The sequence below is a fragment of the Curtobacterium sp. NPDC098951 genome (assembly GCF_044759965.1).
Taxonomy (GTDB): domain Bacteria; phylum Actinomycetota; class Actinomycetes; order Actinomycetales; family Microbacteriaceae; genus Curtobacterium.
The window spans coordinates 1-16243 of record NZ_JBIWAG010000004.1 but is presented as its reverse complement, the minus strand read 5'-3'; the positions used below and the strand labels follow the sequence as shown (position 1 = coordinate 16243).

16 protein-coding genes are annotated in these 16243 nt (G+C 73.0%); 7 read left to right on the top strand and 9 right to left on the bottom strand.

The features are described 5' to 3' along the window. The first annotated feature begins 1 nt into the window (after position 1). Positions 2-1276: a D-arabinono-1,4-lactone oxidase gene (locus tag ACIQUC_RS12500; protein WP_402267318.1), complete on the top strand. Its 1275-nt coding sequence runs from the start codon at positions 2-4 to the stop codon at positions 1274-1276. A 118-nt stretch (positions 1277-1394) separates the two neighbouring features. Then, entirely contained in the window at positions 1395-2309 is a 915-nt protein-coding gene (locus tag ACIQUC_RS12495; RefSeq protein ID WP_402267315.1) for a cation-transporting ATPase, read from the top strand. Positions 2310-2370: 61 nt separating this feature from the next. Here the strand turns inward: ACIQUC_RS12495 and ACIQUC_RS12490 are convergent, their stop codons facing one another. Further along, a complete protein-coding gene (locus ACIQUC_RS12490) occupies positions 2371-3324 on the bottom strand; it encodes a DUF5937 family protein (RefSeq protein WP_402267312.1) in 954 nt (317 codons plus the stop codon). A 56-nt stretch (positions 3325-3380) separates the two neighbouring features. Between ACIQUC_RS12490 and ACIQUC_RS12485 the strand changes: the two genes are divergently transcribed. The 5 genes from ACIQUC_RS12485 (at position 3381) to ACIQUC_RS12465 (ending at position 10188) form a co-directional block, all read left to right on the top strand. Further along, positions 3381-4709, top strand: a complete 1329-nt coding sequence (locus ACIQUC_RS12485; protein ID WP_402267310.1) for an MFS transporter — start codon at positions 3381-3383, stop codon at positions 4707-4709. Between the two features lie 196 nt (positions 4710-4905). Continuing rightward, complete coding sequence (locus tag ACIQUC_RS12480) at positions 4906-6573, top strand: ABC transporter substrate-binding protein (protein ID WP_402267307.1); 1668 nt, start codon at positions 4906-4908, stop codon at positions 6571-6573. Next, positions 6570-8258: a dipeptide ABC transporter ATP-binding protein gene (locus tag ACIQUC_RS12475; RefSeq protein WP_402267305.1), complete on the top strand. Its 1689-nt coding sequence runs from the start codon at positions 6570-6572 to the stop codon at positions 8256-8258. The genes ACIQUC_RS12480 and ACIQUC_RS12475 overlap by 4 nt, the downstream gene beginning before the upstream one ends. Further along, the gene (locus ACIQUC_RS12470) at positions 8255-9193 is read left to right on the top strand and encodes an ABC transporter permease (protein WP_402267302.1); all 939 of its coding nucleotides are present in this window, start codon (positions 8255-8257) and stop codon (positions 9191-9193) included. The genes ACIQUC_RS12475 and ACIQUC_RS12470 overlap by 4 nt, the downstream gene beginning before the upstream one ends. Continuing rightward, positions 9190-10188 (top strand): ABC transporter permease, encoded by a 999-nt coding sequence (locus ACIQUC_RS12465; RefSeq protein WP_022905270.1) that lies wholly within the window; start codon positions 9190-9192, stop codon positions 10186-10188. The genes ACIQUC_RS12470 and ACIQUC_RS12465 overlap by 4 nt, the downstream gene beginning before the upstream one ends. Before the next feature lie 46 nt (positions 10189-10234). Here the strand turns inward: ACIQUC_RS12465 and ACIQUC_RS12460 are convergent, their stop codons facing one another. From ACIQUC_RS12460 to ACIQUC_RS12425, 8 genes are all read right to left on the bottom strand, one after another. Next, on the bottom strand, positions 10235-10771 hold the full coding sequence (locus ACIQUC_RS12460) for a hypothetical protein (protein WP_402267299.1): 537 nt from the start codon (positions 10769-10771) through the stop codon (positions 10235-10237). Further along, positions 10768-12096, bottom strand: a complete 1329-nt coding sequence (locus tag ACIQUC_RS12455; protein WP_402267296.1) for a DUF58 domain-containing protein — start codon at positions 12094-12096, stop codon at positions 10768-10770. The genes ACIQUC_RS12460 and ACIQUC_RS12455 overlap by 4 nt, the downstream gene beginning before the upstream one ends. Continuing rightward, a complete protein-coding gene (locus tag ACIQUC_RS12450; RefSeq protein ID WP_402267293.1) occupies positions 12093-13106 on the bottom strand; it encodes an AAA family ATPase in 1014 nt (337 codons plus the stop codon). Before ACIQUC_RS12450 ends, ACIQUC_RS12455 begins: the two co-directional genes overlap by 4 nt. Then, entirely contained in the window at positions 13103-13582 is a 480-nt protein-coding gene (locus ACIQUC_RS12445) for a hypothetical protein (RefSeq protein ID WP_148286808.1), read from the bottom strand. The genes ACIQUC_RS12450 and ACIQUC_RS12445 overlap by 4 nt, the downstream gene beginning before the upstream one ends. Further along, positions 13579-14313, bottom strand: a complete 735-nt coding sequence (locus tag ACIQUC_RS12440; RefSeq protein WP_402267290.1) for a DUF4129 domain-containing protein — start codon at positions 14311-14313, stop codon at positions 13579-13581. The genes ACIQUC_RS12445 and ACIQUC_RS12440 overlap by 4 nt, the downstream gene beginning before the upstream one ends. A 29-nt stretch (positions 14314-14342) precedes the next feature. Further along, entirely contained in the window at positions 14343-14603 is a 261-nt protein-coding gene (locus ACIQUC_RS12435; protein WP_402267288.1) for a hypothetical protein, read from the bottom strand. A gap of 119 nt (positions 14604-14722) precedes the next feature. After that, on the bottom strand, positions 14723-15262 hold the full coding sequence (locus ACIQUC_RS12430; protein WP_402267285.1) for a hypothetical protein: 540 nt from the start codon (positions 15260-15262) through the stop codon (positions 14723-14725). A 246-nt stretch (positions 15263-15508) separates the two neighbouring features. Next, positions 15509-15952, bottom strand: coding sequence for a barstar family protein (locus tag ACIQUC_RS12425; protein ID WP_402267283.1), 444 nt, complete (start codon positions 15950-15952; stop codon positions 15509-15511). Positions 15953-16243 lie beyond the last annotated feature (291 nt).

The window sequence follows — 16243 nt, the reverse complement described above, 5'->3', positions numbered from 1 at the left end:
GATGAGCGACGTGATCGCAGCGCAGCGCACGCGGACGAACTGGGCCGGCAACGTGACGTACCGCGCCTCCGGGCTGGCACGTCCGACATCCGTCGCGGCGGTCCAGGAGCTGGTGTCCAGGACCCCGCGCCTGACGGCGCTCGGCTCGCGGCACTCGTTCAACACGATCGCCGACACCGACGCGCTCCAGGTCTCGTTGGCGGACCTGCCGCCGGTGCTCGACATCGACACGGACCGTCGGGTGGTGCGCGTCGCCGCCGGCATGATCCACAGCCAGGTGGCGGCGGGCCTGGAGGCGCGGGGCTGGGCACTCGCGAACCTCGCCTCCCTGCCGCACATCTCCACCGCCGGCGCGGTCGCGACCGGCACGCACGGGTCCGGCGTCCGCAACCCCTCGCTCGCGCAGGCGGTGGTCGGCCTCGAGATCGTCCGCGCCTCCGGGGACCGGGTGTTCGTCGACGCGTCGACACCGGACGGTTCCCTCGACGCCCACCGGGTGGCGCTCGGCGCGCTCGGCATCGTCACGGCGGTCGAGCTCGCGATCGAGCCGACCTTCCAGGTAGCCACGACCGTGCACCTCGACCTGCCGTGGGAGGCCGTCGCCGCGCACTTCGACGCGGTCGTGTCGGACGCGTACTCGGTGTCGCTCTTCACGTCCTTCGACGACCGCGGCGCACGGCAGGTCTGGGTCAAGCACCGCACGGACGAACCGGCGCCGGTGGTGGACCTCGTCGCGCTCGGCGCCCGCCCGGCCGACGGGCCCGTGCACCCGGGGGAGAACGACCCCGCCGGCGTCACCGAGCAGGGTGGTGTGCCCGGACCGTGGTCCGAGCGGCTGCCGCACTTCCGGTCCTCCTTCACGCCGTCGACCGGGGCGGAGATCCAGGCGGAGTACCTGCTGCCGGCCGGTTCGGCGGTCGAGGCGCTCCAGGCCCTCCGCGCCCTGGAGCCGGTCTTCGCGCCGATCCTCATCGCCGCCGAGGTCCGGACGATCGCCGCGGACACCGCCTGGCTCGCACCGTCGTCGGAGCGGCAGTCGGTGGGCATCCACTTCACGTTCCGTCGGGACGCGGACGCGGTGGCGGCCGCGGTGGAGCGGATCGAGGACGTCCTCGCGCCGTTCGACGCCCGGCCGCACTGGGGCAAGGTGTCGGCGGCGAGTGCCGAGCGGTTGCACGAGGCGTACCCGCGGCTGTCCGACTTCGCGGCGCTCGCCCGCGACCTCGACCCCACGGGGCGGTTCCGGAACGCGTTCCTCGCGCGCATCCTGAGCTGACCGGGTGGCCCCGACCGGGTGCCGACGGTCGGGGCTCACAGCCGGTTCGGATGACTTCTCCGGCCGATCCACCGCGGCGTTCCTGAGCGCTCACATGTGCGATCACAAAGGTTGGGGCATGGCGAACCTCAACCGCATCATCGGCATGGCCGGCAAGGTCATCGACAAGCAGCTCCAGAAGCGCGGGCAGGTGGGATCCGCGGCCGGCGCCGGGCAGCAGCAGGGCGGGAGCGACTGGCGTGACATCGTCCGGAACGCGGCGGACCGGCTGACCGGCGACGACCGGAGCCGACAGTCGCAGCAGCACGGGCAGCAGTACGGTCCGGGCCAGAGCCAGGGTCAGGCGCAGTACGGCCAGGCGCAGCCGCAGGACGGTCGGTCGCCGCAGGGCCACGTGCCGTCCGCGCAGCCGGCCCAGCCGCAGCGCGGGCAGGTGGACCCGGACCAGGTCGCGATCGCCAAGTACGACTACCTGCTCCGGACCGCGCCGCCGGAGCAGCTCGAACAGGTCCACCACGACGCCTTCGCCCGCCTCACGCCCGGGCAGCGTCAGCAGATCCGCGACCGACTGAACTCCGAACTGCCCCCGCACGAACACCTCCGCGACGACTCGGCGGGCGGGATGGCGCGTGCGATGACCCGGGGCGAGGTCGCGCGACCCGGCCTCGTCCGGCGGGTGCTCGGCGGTGCCGGCTCGGCCGGACGTGGCCGCGGCGGCGCGTTCGCCGGTGGTGCGGCGGTCGGTGCCGGTGCGATGGCGCTCGGCGGCCTGGGCGCGGCGGTCGCCGGCGGTGCGGTGCTGAGCGCCGCCGCGGGTCCGGTGCTGGCCGAGGCCGCGAACCTCGGGGTCGACTTCGAGGGCATCGCGTCCGGGTTCGGCGACCTCGGGCTCGCGGACCTCGGCGGTGGTGTCGAGGGGATCGCGGGCGAGGGCGAGCAGCTCCTCGGCGGCCTCGGGGAGCAGGTCTCCGGCCTCGGCGAGCAGGCGTCGAACCTCGGCAACGACTTCCTCGGGGGACTGTTCGACCGGTGACCGCGGGCGACCCGCCCGTGCGTGGCGGGCGGGACCCGTCGCCTGCCGCAGCTGCCGTCCGTCACGACCGGGTCAGGGCGTCCCCGACGGTGCTGCGGTAGTACAGGACGGCCCGGCCGTACCGTGACCGGTTCAACAACCCGCCCCGCTCCATCACGCGCAGGTGCTGGTTGACCGCCGAGGTCGACACCCCGAACCGCAGCGCGAGGTCCGTCGACGACGCCGGCTCGCCGAGCGCTTCGAGCAGCGCGGCGCGGGTCGCTCCCAGCAGGTCCCGGACGGAGCCTGCGTCCGGGTGGCCGGAGGTCGACCACATCGCCCCCTGTCCGCGCGCCGGGTACATCACGGTCGGCGGCAGGTCGTCGTCGATCGGCACCGAGGCGCGCACCACGAACATCGACGGGACCAGTGTCAGGCCCTCGCCGCCGATCGGTCGGTCGCGCGCGACCGGGCTCGTCAGCTGCACGTCGAGGTCCGTGCCGTCGTACCGCACCGCTTCCGACAGCCCGCCGAGCACCGCGCCGATGCCCGCGTGTGCCGCGGTGCGCGCCCGGTGGCTGATGTCCGCCTGCAGCACGGCACGCATCCGGGCCCAGTGCGGCGCGAAGCAGAGCTCCCACGCCGTCGCGAGCGCCTGCTGCAGCCGCTCGACGACGGCCTCGTGCCGACCGGTGAAGACCGGTGGCACGGTGTCGTGCACCCGCTCGAGGTCGGCGACGATCCGCGCGCGGGGGAGTCTCCCGAGTGCCCGGAGCTCCTCGTCGAACGACGTCAGCGGTGACGTCGGCCGGGGGTTGACGAAGTCGGCCACCCACCGGCGCTCGTCCACGAGACCGAGCAGGACCTCGTCGTCGAGCAGCGGACGGACGGCGGCGATCCGGTCGAGCCACGGCTGCTGCAGCGGGTAGCGATCCGGTGCCCGGAACGCGCGGAGCCCGAGGCCGAGTTCGGAGAGGGGCGAGATGCCGAACCGGATCGCCGAGACGTCACTCGGTTCGAGGTGGTACCGGATCATGAAGCCCCACGCTACATCCGTTGTCCAGACACCCGCGTGCCTGCGAGAACTGGACCATGAGCACCACCGCGGCATCCCGGGTCCCGATCACCACACTCGTCCGGGACGACCGGGTGCTCCGACGCCTGCTCGTCGTCACCTTCGTCGACACCCTCGGGCGCGGCGCGTTCTTCACCCTCACCACGCTGTACCTCACCACGATCGTCGGCATCGCCCCGGTCGTCGTCGGACTCGGGCTCACGGTCGCCGGGGCGGTCGGCGTCGCGAGCTCGCTCGTGTTCGGGCACCTCGCGGATCGGCGCAGCTCCCGCCGGATGCTCGTCTGGCTGCACGTCGTCCAGGGCCTCGCCCTCGTCGGGTACGTCGTCGTGCACGACCTGCCGACCCTCGTGCTGACGGCGTCCGTGGTGACGTTTGCGCAGCAGGGCGGCGGCTCGGTGCGCTCGGCCGCGGTCGGGCGGGCGTTCCCCGGGAACGAGCGGGTCCGGGTCCGGGCGACGATGCGGACCGTCACGAACGTCGGCATCGGGCTCGGCACGGCGGTCGCGGCGATCCCGCTCGCCGTCGGGACGGGTGCGGCGTACCGGGTGACGATGGTCGCGGCGGGTCTGCTCTTCCTCGCCTCCGCGGTGCTCGTGCTCGGTCTGCCGGCGGCACGGGTCGACGCCGCGCCCGCCGAACGGACCGACACCGGGACGGTGGTCGTCCGGACCCCCGCCGGACGGAGCCCCTACCGGGACGTGCGCTTCCTGACGATCACGATCCTCACCGGGGTGTTCGGCATCCAGTTCGGCCTGTTCGAGGTCGCCGTGCCGCTCTGGGTCGTGCAGCACACCGTCGCACCGGACGTCCTGGTCTCGCCCTTGCTCCTCGTGAACACGATCGCCGTCGTCCTGCTGCAGGTCCGGATGAGCCGGGGGACGGACACGGTCGCCGGTGCCGCCCGGGTCATGCGGTACGCGGGCTGGCTGATGGCCCTCGCGTGCGGGCTGTGGGCGGCGGCCGGCTGGGTGCGGGGCGACGACTGGGTGCCGATCGCCCTCGCGGCGGGACTCCTCGTCGTCGCCGCGGTCACGCACTCCCTCGCCGAGATCACCTCGAGCGCCGCCGGCTGGGCGCTGAGCTTCGAACTCGCGCCGGCGGACCGGGTCGGCGCGTACCAGGGCGTCTACGGCACGGGGTTCGCCGTCGGTGCGATGGTCGCGCCGACGGTGGTCACGGTCACGGCGATCGACCTCGGGACCCCGGGCTGGGCGGTCCTCGCCGTGGTGTTCCTCGGCGCGGCACTCGGCACCGCACACGTCGCCCGACGGGCGGCGTCACCGGCCGTCCCGACGCCCGCCGAGCCCGGTCGGCCGGACGACCCTGAGACGCTTCGGGAATAGACCGGGGGTGCACCGCGATTGGACCGTTACGTCGTGCGACGTCCGGTCGCGCCCGGGATTCGGACGCCGTCCGATCCCGGTGCCAGGATGGACGCCGCGCCGACATCAGGACCGGTCCTGCACCCGGACCACGGCGACGCGTCGCGGCCACCCCACGGCCGCGCACCACCACTTCCCCACGAGGAGCACCACCGTCATGAGACGCCCCAACCGCCTGACGATCACCGCTGCGGTCGCCGCAGCAGCAGCCCTGGTCCTCGCCGGGTGCTCGGGCGGCGGCGCGTCGGACGACGCCTCGGGCGGCACGTCCAAGGGCGGCACGCTCAACATCCTGACCACGGCCACCGCGGTGCACCTCGACCCGGCGACCAGCCAGAACCTCAACATCACGACGCTCGGCCTCGTGCTCCGTCGCCTGACCGCCTGGGACGTCGAGCCCGGCAAGACGGCCAAGGTCGTCCCCGACCTCGCGACGAACACCGGCGACTCGAGCGACGGCGGCAAGACCTGGACCTACCACCTCAAGAAGGGGCTGAAGTTCCAGGACGGCACCGAGATCACGACGAAGGACATCAAGTGGGGCATCGAGCGCTCGTTCGCGCCGACGCTCACCGGTGGCCTGAGCTACCACAAGTCGCTCCTGGTCGGTGGTGACAGCTACAAGGGTCCGTTCGACGGCAAGACCCTCGACAGCATCGAGACCCCGGACGACTCGACGATCGTGTTCAAGCTCAACGCGGCCTACGGCGACTGGCCGTGGATCGTGTCGATGCCGGCGTTCGCCCCGGTCCCCGAGGGCGACGGCACGGACACCGGTGCGTACGACGCGAAGCCGGTCGCCTCCGGTCCGTACGAGGTGCAGTCGAACACGCAGGGCTCGCAGATCACCCTCGTCCGGAACAAGGAGTGGAGCGCGTCGACGGACTCCGTGCGCACCGCCGGTCCGTCGAAGGTCGTCTTCAAGGAGAGCCAGGACCCATCGACGGTCACCCAGACGCTCATCGCCGACAACGGCGACGCGAAGGACTCGTTCGGTGCGACCTACCTCGGCGCTGCCGAGCTGAACCAGGTCCGCTCGAACCCGGCCGCCCAGGACCGCCTCGCCACGTCGAAGGCCGGCCCGATCAACTACCTCGCGATCAACACGCAGAAGGGCTCGCTCAAGGAGCTCAAGGTCCGGCAGGCCCTGCAGTACGCGGTCGACAAGAAGTCGTACCGGATCGCCGCCGGTGGTGCGCTCGCCGGCTCCTACGCGACCACGCTCATCACGCCCGGCATCGCGGGGCGCCAGCAGTACGACCTGTACGAGCCGGGCGCGACCGGTGACGTGGCGAAGGCGAAGAAGCTCCTGCAGGAGGCGGGCGTCTCGGACCTGAAGCTCACCCTGGTCACCCAGAACGACTCCGCCAACCTCGCCGAGGCGCAGGCGATCCAGGCGGGCCTGAAGCGCGCGGGCATCACCGTGACGCTGAAGCCGCTCGACATCGACTCGTTCTACACGGCGACGACGGACGGCGACGACTTCGACCTCGCGATGTTCAGCTGGCAGCCTGACTTCCCGAGCGCGAACGCGAACATCCAGCCGCTGTACGACTCGTCGCAGATCGGCGGGGGCGGCTACAACGTCTCGAAGTACAGCAACCCCGAGGTCGACGCCCTGATCAAGGAGGCGACCGGCACGATCGACCAGCAGGACGCCCAGAAGCTGTGGGCCGAGGCGGACAAGAAGATCATGGCCGACGCGCCGATCGTCCCCCTGACCTACGCGAAGCAGTCCTTCCTCGCCGGCTCGAACGTGCAGAACTTCCGGATCGCGGACTTCCCGGCGTACCCGAACTACCTCAAGGTCTCGCTCGCCAAGTGAGTGCTCCGCTGCTCGAGGTCGAGGGGCTCCACGTCGCGTTCGGCGACGCGGAGCCCGTCGTCCGTGACGTCTCCTTCACCCTGAAGCCCGGCCGCGTGCTCGCCCTCGTCGGCGAGTCCGGGTCGGGCAAGTCCGTCAGCGCGATGAGCGTGCTCGGCCTGCTGCCCCCGGAGGCCCACGTCACCGGGAGCATCCGGTTCCGGGGCGCCGAGCTCGTGGGCGCGTCGGACGACGACCTCCGAGCGGTCCGCGGCGCCGGGATCGGCGTCGTGTTCCAGGAGCCGATGAACTCGTTCACCCCGGTGCTCTCGATCGGCACCCAGATCGCCGAGGCGATCACGGCGCACCCGACGGACCTCGACCGCCGTGCCGTGTCGGCGCGCACCGACGAGCTGCTGCGCGCCGCCGGCCTGTCCGACCCGGCCCGGATACGGAAGGCCTACCCGCACGAACTCTCGGGTGGACAGCTCCAGCGGGCGATGATCGCCATGGCGCTCGCGGGCGACCCGGTCGCCCTCATCGCGGACGAGCCGACGACCGCGCTCGACGTCACGGTGCAGGCCGGCATCCTCGACCTGCTCCGCATGCTCGGTCGTGAGCGGGACCTCGCCGTCCTGCTCATCACGCACGACATGGGTGTGGTGGCGGACGTCGCCGACGAGGTGCTCGTGATGCGTCGCGGCGACCCGGTCGAGCACGGGACCGTGGCCGAGGTGTTCGCGCACCCGGACGCCGAGTACACGCGGGCACTCCTCGCGGCCGTCCCCGTCCTGGAGGCGCGACCCGCCTCGGCACCGCAGGCTGCGGACGGTGCGACGGTCGCGTCCACCGCGCCGGCCGACGAGACGGGGACGAGCCGCGCCTCCCGGCCCCTCGTCGCGCAGCTGCGCGACGTCGCCGTGCGCTACGCACGCCGCGGAGCACCCACCGTCTCCGGCATCGACTTCGCGCTCCACGCGGGCGAGACCCTCGGGCTGGTGGGGGAGTCGGGATCCGGCAAGTCCACCATCGGGCGGGCGCTGGCCGGCCTCGTGCCGGTCGTCGCCGGATCCGTCGAGGTGGACGGCAGTGACCTCCGCACGGCCCGCGGCGGTCGGCTGCGGGAGCTGCGCAGCCGCGTCGGCATCGTCTTCCAGGACCCGGCGTCGTCGCTCAACCCGCGTCAGACCATCGGCTGGAGCATCGCCGAGCCGCTCCTCGTGCACGGCACCGCCTCGGCACCCGAGCGTGCCGAGCGGGTCCGCGAGCTCCTCGTGGCGGTGCAGCTGGACCCGTCGTGGGCCGAGCGCTTCCCGCACCAGCTCTCCGGCGGGCAGCGGCAGCGCGTGGCGGTCGCCCGCGCCCTCGCGCTCCGGCCCGCCCTCGTGATCGCCGACGAACCGACGTCCGCGCTCGACGTCACCGTCCAGGCGGCCGTGCTCGACCTGCTCGCGGCACTGCAGCAGGACTTCGGCTTCGGCATGCTCCTCATCAGCCACGACCTGGCCGTCGTCCGGCAGCTCGCCGACGAGGTGGTCGTGCTCCACGACGGCCGGGTGGTCGAGCGCGGGACGACCGACGCCGTGCTCGACGACCCGCAGCAGGACTACACGCGCATGCTCCTCTCGGCAGCGCCCGTCGCCGACCCGGTGCGACAGGCGGCCCGCCGCGACGCCTGGCGCGCATGGGAAGGGGTGGCCTCGTGACCGCCAACGTCGTCGACCGTCCGGTCTCGGCGGCCGCGAACCGGAGCACCGGCTTCCGCGCCGTCGTCCGCCGCGTGCGTCAGGACCGCTGGGCGGTCGCGTCCGCGGTCGTCATCGCGGTGTTCGTCGTCGTCGCGCTCGCGGCGCCGCTCATCGCCGCCGTCACCGGCCAGGACCCGTACGGGTACCACATCGACGCGCTCAACTCCTTCGGTGCCCCGCGTGGCCCGGGTGGTGGGATCAGCGGCCAGCACTGGTTCGGGGTCGAGCCCCTGACCGGACGCGACCTGTTCGCGATCGTCACCTACGGCGCGCGGACCTCGCTCGGCATCGGCATCGCCGCGACCGTCGTCTCGATCGTCATCGGCGTCCTCGTCGGCGTCACCACCGGGTTCTTCGGCGGCTGGTACGACCGCGTCCTCTCGCGCGTGGTCGACGTGATCTTCGGCTTCCCGTCGCTGGTGTTCATGATCGCGCTGACCGCGATCGTGCCGACGTCGTTCCCGAAGCCCGTGCTCGTCGTCCTCGTCATCGGGTTCTTCGGGTGGCCGTCGGTCGCCCGTGTCGTGCGGGGGCAGACGCTCTCGCTCGTCACCCGGAACTACGTCGTCGCCTCGACCGCGATGGGCGCCGGACGCTGGCACGTCATCCGGACGCAGCTGTTGCCGAACCTCGCCGCGACGATCACGGTCTACGCGACGATCTCGATCCCGTCGATGATCGGCGCCGAGGCCGCGCTGTCGTTCCTCGCCGTCGGCGTCACCCCGCCGACGCCGTCGTGGGGGCGCAGCATCGGCGACGCGATCGGGTGGGTGCAGACCGACCCGATGTACCTCGTGTTCCCGGGCCTGGCGTTGTTCCTCATCACCCTGGCCTTCAACGTGCTCGGCGACGCCCTGCGTGACGCCCTCGACCCGCGGAGGAGCAACCGGTGAGCACCTTCCGCTTCATCGCGATCCGCGTGCTCGGCGCAGCAGTCGTCCTGCTCGTCGTCGCCGCGATCACCTACGCCCTGTTCATGCTGCTGCCGACGAACCCGGCGCGCGCGATCTGCGACAAGCCCTGCACGCCCGACCGGCTGCGAGAGGTGCAGGCGTTCCTCGGCACCGACAAGCCCTGGATCGCCCAGTTCGGGGCGTACCTGGCCGGCATCTTCACCGGCCGGACGTTCGGCTCCGGAGCGTCCGTCATCCACTGTGCGGCGCCCTGCTTCGGATACTCGTTCCAGCTGCACGACAGCGTCACGAACCTCATCCTCACGCGCCTGCCCGTCACCGCGTCGATCGCCGTCGGCGCAGCCGTGCTGTGGCTCGTCGCCGGTGTCGCCGGCGGCGCGCTCTCGGCCCTGCGCCGCGGCACGTACGTCGACCGCACGGTGATGACGATCGCGGTGGCCGGGGTGTCCGCACCGTCGTACCTCGTCGGACTGCTCGCGATCCTGCTGTTCGGGTTCGTGCTCGGTGTCCTGCCCACCAGCGGGTACGTCGCGTTCGGGGACGACCCCGTCGGGTGGTTCACGCACCTCGTGCTGCCGTGGTGCGTGCTCGCGTTCATCAGTGCGGCGATCTACGCCCGGCTGACCCGGGGCGAGATGCTCGAGTCGATGTCGCAGGACTTCGTCCGGACCGCCCGCGCGAAGGGGCTCCGGGAGCGCCAGGTCGTCGTCCGGCACGGGCTGCGGACCGCGATCCTGCCCGTGGTCACCCTGTTCGGGCTCGACCTCGGATCGCTCCTCGGCGGCGCCGTGATCACCGAGAAGGTCTTCTCGATGCAGGGGCTCGGCGCGCTGCTCATCGACGCGGTGCACACCCTCGACCTGCAGGTCGTCGTGGGCTTCACGCTCTTCTCGGCGCTGCTCATCGTCACCGCCAACGTGATCGTCGACGTCGTGTACGCGTTCGTCGATCCGCGGGTGCGGCGCCGGGCGTAGGGCTCGGCGGGACCGCGACCGCGACGCGGCGGGTGGGCCGTCGGGGTCAGCGCTCCGCGTCGTCGCCGGCGCGGAGCAGCATCGGCACGAACAGTCCGAGCGCGAGCGCCAGGAGCGCGATCGTCCCGGCCACCGCAAGCCACACGCCGCCGACCGGGCCGGCACCACCGAGCAGGGCGACGACCACGAAGGCGACCGCCTGGCTCCCGACCTGCACGGCGACGAACCGCAGAGCCGACGGCACGAGGGCGCGGAGCTGCACCCGGGCGGTGCGCGGCGTCCACGCCCAGAGCAGGCTCGTGGCGAGGACGAGGTGCGTCGTCAGGAGGAGCACCGGCAGGTACGTCCCCCCGATCCCCGCGAGGGCGAGCTGCGCCACGAGGAGCGCCGCGAACGGACCACGGGGCACGACCGCTGCAGCAGCCGCGAGCCCGATCGCGACGACGAGCCAGCCGCTCGCCCCGACCTCGACGACCGATCCGACGACACCCGCGACGAGGCCGAGCGCCCCGATCGTCCACGCCGGGACCGCCGGACCGATCGACGGCGCGCCGCTGCGCTCCGCCCTCGACCCGGCGGTCATCCGGTGCGCCGGGTGCGGCTGAGCAGGCGGAGTTGCACGGCAGGTGTGTCCCCGTCACCGGTGCGCCAGTGGATCAGCTCGACGCCGGTGGCCGTCATCTCCGTGAGCCGGTCGGACCGTTCGAGGGCGATGAGCCGGGACGCCGTGCGCTCGAGACGGCTCGCTCGCCGGAGGTCGGCGGCCGGGAGCACGTCGACGGCCACGACCCGGTGCCCGGTCGCCGCCCAGGTCACGGCCATCGTCGACGCCTGGTCGTCGAGGAACGTCGAGAGGACGACCACGAGGGACGCCGCCGAGACGAGCGGCATCCGTGCCGCGGTCGTCGCGTCCGGCTGCGGCGTCGCCTGTGCGATGGTCGTCCGGAGTCGCTCGAGGTGCCGGGTCCCGCCGCCGGGCTCGACCGACCGCGCGGTGCCCGCGAGGTCGCGGAAGCCGACCCGGTCGCCGGCGCTGATGTACGCGGTCGCGAGGGAGACGGCTGCTTCGCGTGCGAGGTCGAGCGACGTCGCCTGGTGGGAGCCGTGCCGCGCGCCCGTCCACTGGGTGACGTCCGCGCCGAGGTCGTCCCGGCTGTCGAGGACGAGCACGACGAGGGCGTCCGCGGTGGCGAAGGTCCGGCGCACGTAGAGCTCCCCCGGGCGCTCCGCTCGCCGAGCGGTGCGCCGCCAGTCGATCCGCCGGAGCCGGTCACCCGGAGCGAAGAGCGCGACGTCGCGGAACTCGCCGCCGTCACCCGGGCGCGCAGAACCGTGCACACCCGTGATGCCCGTCACCCGGCTCGGCATCGGGAGGTGCTGCATGCGCAGGTGCGGGGGTGGGACGACCGCGGACCGCACCGGGCCGGCCTCGGGCACCGAGACCGCGGTGCCGCCCCGACCGAGGAGCGACAGGTGCGTCCGCAGGACCTCCTGCGGGCCGGAGTGCGTGACCGGGACGCTCCCGCCCAGCCGCCTGGCGCGTCGAGGGTCGACCACGACGACGTGCCGCCGGTCGCCGACGACCCGGAACTCGACGGCGACCGCCTCGGCGGCGGACGGCACGGCGACCTCCGTCCGGTACGCCACACCCCGGCCGGAGTCGGACGGCTCGAGCGTGGTCGTCGTCCGGACGGGCGTCGTGTCGAGCCGGGGCCGGGCACCGAAGGCGGCCGTCACGAGGGCCGGGAGCGCCACCACCGCGAGCTCGGGGCGTCCGGTGACGAGGCCGAGCCCGGCGAGCAGCACGCCGACGGCGAGCCCGAAGACGAGCGCCGGGTTCCGCACCCACCGCGGCGCGGTTCCGGACCCGGCCACCGGGCGGACCGGCGGGTCGTCGGGAACGCTCACCGCGCCTCCAGGCCAGACGCTCGCGCCCCGACCACCGGCGGGCCCGGCACCTGCGCGACGATGCCCCGCACGATCGCCGCGGGGTCCACGCCGTTCGCCCACGCCTGCGGTGTCAGTGAGATCCGGTGCGCGAGCACCGCGACGGCGGCGGTCTTGACGTCCTCGGGGGTGACGAAGTCGCGTCCGTCCATGACGGCTCGCGCGCGGCCGACGAGCATGAGCGCCTGTGCACCACGCGGTGACGACCCGACCTGCACGTCGCGGTGGGTGCGCGTCGCGGCCGCGAGGTCGACGCAGTACAGCGCCATGTCCTCGTCGACGTGCACCCCCTCGACCGTCGCCTGCATGCGCAGCACGTCGGTCGCGTCGACCACGGCGGACACCGTCGCGACCTCCTGCCGGCGGCCGATCCGGTTGAGGAGCACCTGCTGTTCACCCTCGCGCGTCGGGTAGCCGACCGAGAGGCGCACCATGAACCGGTCGAGCTGCGCCTCCGGGAGGGCGTACGTCCCCTCGTACTCGATGGGGTTCGACGTCGCGATGACGTGGAACGGGCGGGGGAGCGGGAAGCCCTCGCCCTCGACCGTGACCTGCCCCTCCGCCATCGCCTCGAGGAGCGCCGACTGGGTCTTCGGCGAGGTCCGGTTGATCTCGTCGGCGAGGAACATCCCGGTGAACACGGGGCCCGGGCGGAAGACGAAGTCCGCGGTCGCCGGGGCGTAGACGAACGACCCGGTGATGTCGGCGGGCAGGAGGTCCGGGGTGCACTGCAGCCGACGGAAGTCGAGGCCGCAGGCGGCCGCGAGGCTCCGAGCCGCGAGCGTCTTGCCGAGGCCGGGGACGTCCTCGAACAGGACGTGGCCGCCGGCGAGGATGCTCGCGAACGCCAGCTCGAGCGGCTCCCGCATCCCGACGACGACCGCGCCGACCGTGTCGAGGACGTCACGGCTGCGGGCGGCGACGTCGGCGATCGGGAGCGGCTGGGAGCTCTGCGTCGTGGTGTCGGTCACGGGTGCCTCTCGGTCGTGGGTTCCAGGGTCTCGAGCGCGGTGAGGACGCTCGCGAAGGTGGTGAGGTCGATCTCGGACCGCCGCTCGCGCACCAGGACGGCGACCACTGCCGACGGCAGGACCGCCTCGATCGCCGTCCGGTCGCCGGGGTCGTCGAGGTCGAGTCGGTGGCGCGTCCACAGGCGGTGGCGAGCCACCGCACGGACGCGGGCGAGTGTCCGCTCGGGCACACCGCCGTGGGCGCGCAGCGACCACGCCGTCTCGGACAGCTCGCGTCGAGCGCCGGGTTCGGAGCGGACGGGAGGCACGGGCCAGGTCAACGGGACGTCCTCACGGACGGCGCTCCACGTCAGACCCACCGCGGCGACGACGCCGCCGACGGCGAGCGATTGCACGACGCCGACGCCGAAGAACCACGTGAGCGCCGCGGCGACGACGGCGAGCACCAGGACGCCGATGGTGCGGCCGCGGGTCACGTGCGGCCCGTCGGGACGTCGGCCCACTGCGCGTCGAGCGTTCGCAGCGCGGTCCGGACGGCGGCGACGTCGGCATCGGTCGCCGGGGCTCCGCCGAAGCGCACTGCGAGGTAGCAGCGCCGGAGGGTGCCGAGCGCGGTCTCGTCGACGTCGAGCTGCCGGAGGATGCGGGTCGTGAACTCCGTCGGCGTCTCGGCAGCTCCGCGGCGGAACCCGGCGTCCTCCGCCGACTCCTGCAGGCCGACCCAGGCCGCGGTGACGGCGTCGGAGGGGTCCCGGGGTCCCGCCAGCACCTCGAGCGCACGGCCGATCCCGCGACGCAGGTGCTGGCGCCCGACCTCGGTCGAGGGGTCGACCGGCACCTCGACGGCGAGGCCGGCCACGTCGATCGCGTCCGGACGCGTGGGACGGCGCCGTTTCCGCAGGAGGTGGAGGACCACGAGCACCAGGAGCGCCGCGACGACCACTCCCAGGACGACGAGGACCCATGACGCGTCGACGTGCTCGGCGGCCCGTGCTCCGAGCGGCTGCGGCTCGTCGGTTGCGGGCGGTGACGCGGTCGGCTCGACGACAGGAGCGCGGGCGGGCGCGACCGTGGGGGACCAGCGGGCGCCGGTCAGGACGGGCCGCGCGCCGATCGTGGCCGCGACGACGACCAGTGCGCCGAGGGCGAAGGCGGCGACGGGGACGAACGGGAAGCCGCCGCGGTGCGGACCGTCGTCGTTCGCCATGGATCCACGCTACCCCGCGTCGCGTGCGCTCAGCCGTCGACCGGCTCCGCCGACCGTGCAGCCCGGACGATCTGCCAGACCGCGAGGGCGACGACGACCGCTCCCACGGACCCGGCGATCCACGACCCGGCGACGCCGAGCACGGGCGCGGTCTCGCAGGAGCCCGTGGCGTGGCCGGGAGCGGCGTCGGAGCAGCTGGTCACCTGGACCAGGAGCAACCAGAGCACCGTCACGGCCACGATGACCGCCACCGTGCTCCACCCCACCACTCGCCCGACTGCTCGCTCCACGACCTGCTCCGTCCCCCGACGTTCCCGTGACCAGGCTCGCACGGTCCGGGCCGATCGCCGGTCTCGATCGCGCAACGGGACGCGGGTCCGTCAGCCGGTCGGGCGGTCGTCCCGCGGCGTCAGCCGGTCGGGCGGTCGTCCCGCGGCGACGGCCTGGAGGCGCGCCCCGCGCCCGTCGCGCCGGGTGCGGTGATCCGCCGTTCCCGCCTGCGCGCTCTCGAGACGACGACGATCGTGCCGGTGGCCGTCGCTGCCGCGACGGCTGCGAGGCCGACCCAACCCGGCAACGGCAGCAGGGCCGCGAACACCGGACCGAGCAGCGGTGCCGCAGCGAACGTCCCGGTCACGATCGCCGTCAGGAGCACGACCGCCGCGACGGCCCCGAAGGCGCTCGGTGGTCGACGGCGCAGGCACCAGTCGGGCAGGCCGGCGAGGGCTCCGGCAACGAGGCCGAAGAAGAACGCACCGACGACCGCGAAGGCCAGCACGGGGATCATCATGACGAGGAAGGGCGCACCGGTGAGCGACTGCTCGACGATCATGCCCACGAGCGTCCAGAGGACCGGGACCGCGACGACGGCGAACGCTCCCGCCCACGCCGTCGTCAGCGGCAGGACGGACAGGAGCGTCCGGCGCGTGGCAACGTCCTCGCTGTTCATCGCGTCCTCGTCGGACGTGGTGTCTCCGCTGCTTGTCAGGTCCCCCGGCACGGCCACAACCCTAGGGGGCCGTCGCTGGACGCGGCCGATCTGTGCCGCCCGGGTCAGAGCTCGAAGACGTCGGACTCGAGCGCTTTCGAACGGAGCGCACCCCAGCCGTCGTCGTCGCTCCACCAGACACGAACGCCTTCGACGATCCGCGCGACTGCACGCCACCGCGCCGCGGCGTCCGGCCGGCGATCCCGTTCAGGACAGGATCGTGAGGAGCCGGTTGCCGAAGAGCGCTGCGTACCGTCCCTGCCTCCGCAGGATCTGCCGCACGTGCTCGGCGGTCCCTGGGACTCGTTGAGCGAAACTGTCGAAGCCGGAGAGGATCAGGACGAGGCCCATCTCGGACCCGTCCCACCCGTAGTCCGCCTCCGCCACGTCGGCCATGCAGTCGTTGAGCGCGTCCAGGTTCTCCCCGAAATGGCGGGGAAACTCGAGGCTCGTCGCGAATGCCACGTGCATCTGCTTGTCGTCGCTCCAGGTCCCCGCGTCCAGCTCTACGACCCGGTAGCCCTCGCGCCGAAGCCACGTCTCGGCTTCGCCCAACGCAGCATCGTCTCGCACCCTGCTGACGAACCCGTCGCGGGCGATCTCGAAGTCCAGCCTGTTGCCGACGATGTCTTCGGTAGAGAAAGCGGGCACGCTCGAACCGTAGTACGAGAAGAGCTCGGATCGTGTCCGCGCCGGATCGCGTCGAAAGCCGACGTCGCTGCACCTCAGGGTCTTCGGCGAAGGTCCTGATGGACGTCCGAGGGCCGGCCGGCCAGAGGATGCCGATGAGGACCGCCAGCGAACAGGGACCGTCCCACTGGTCGATCGTTGCCCGAGACAGGCCGGTCTGCGGACACGACAGCGCCCCGGCCGTTTCCGACCGAGGCGCTGTGCTGCTTGCGACACTCCGTCAGTGCGATGGTGCTGATGAGGAGGCACGCT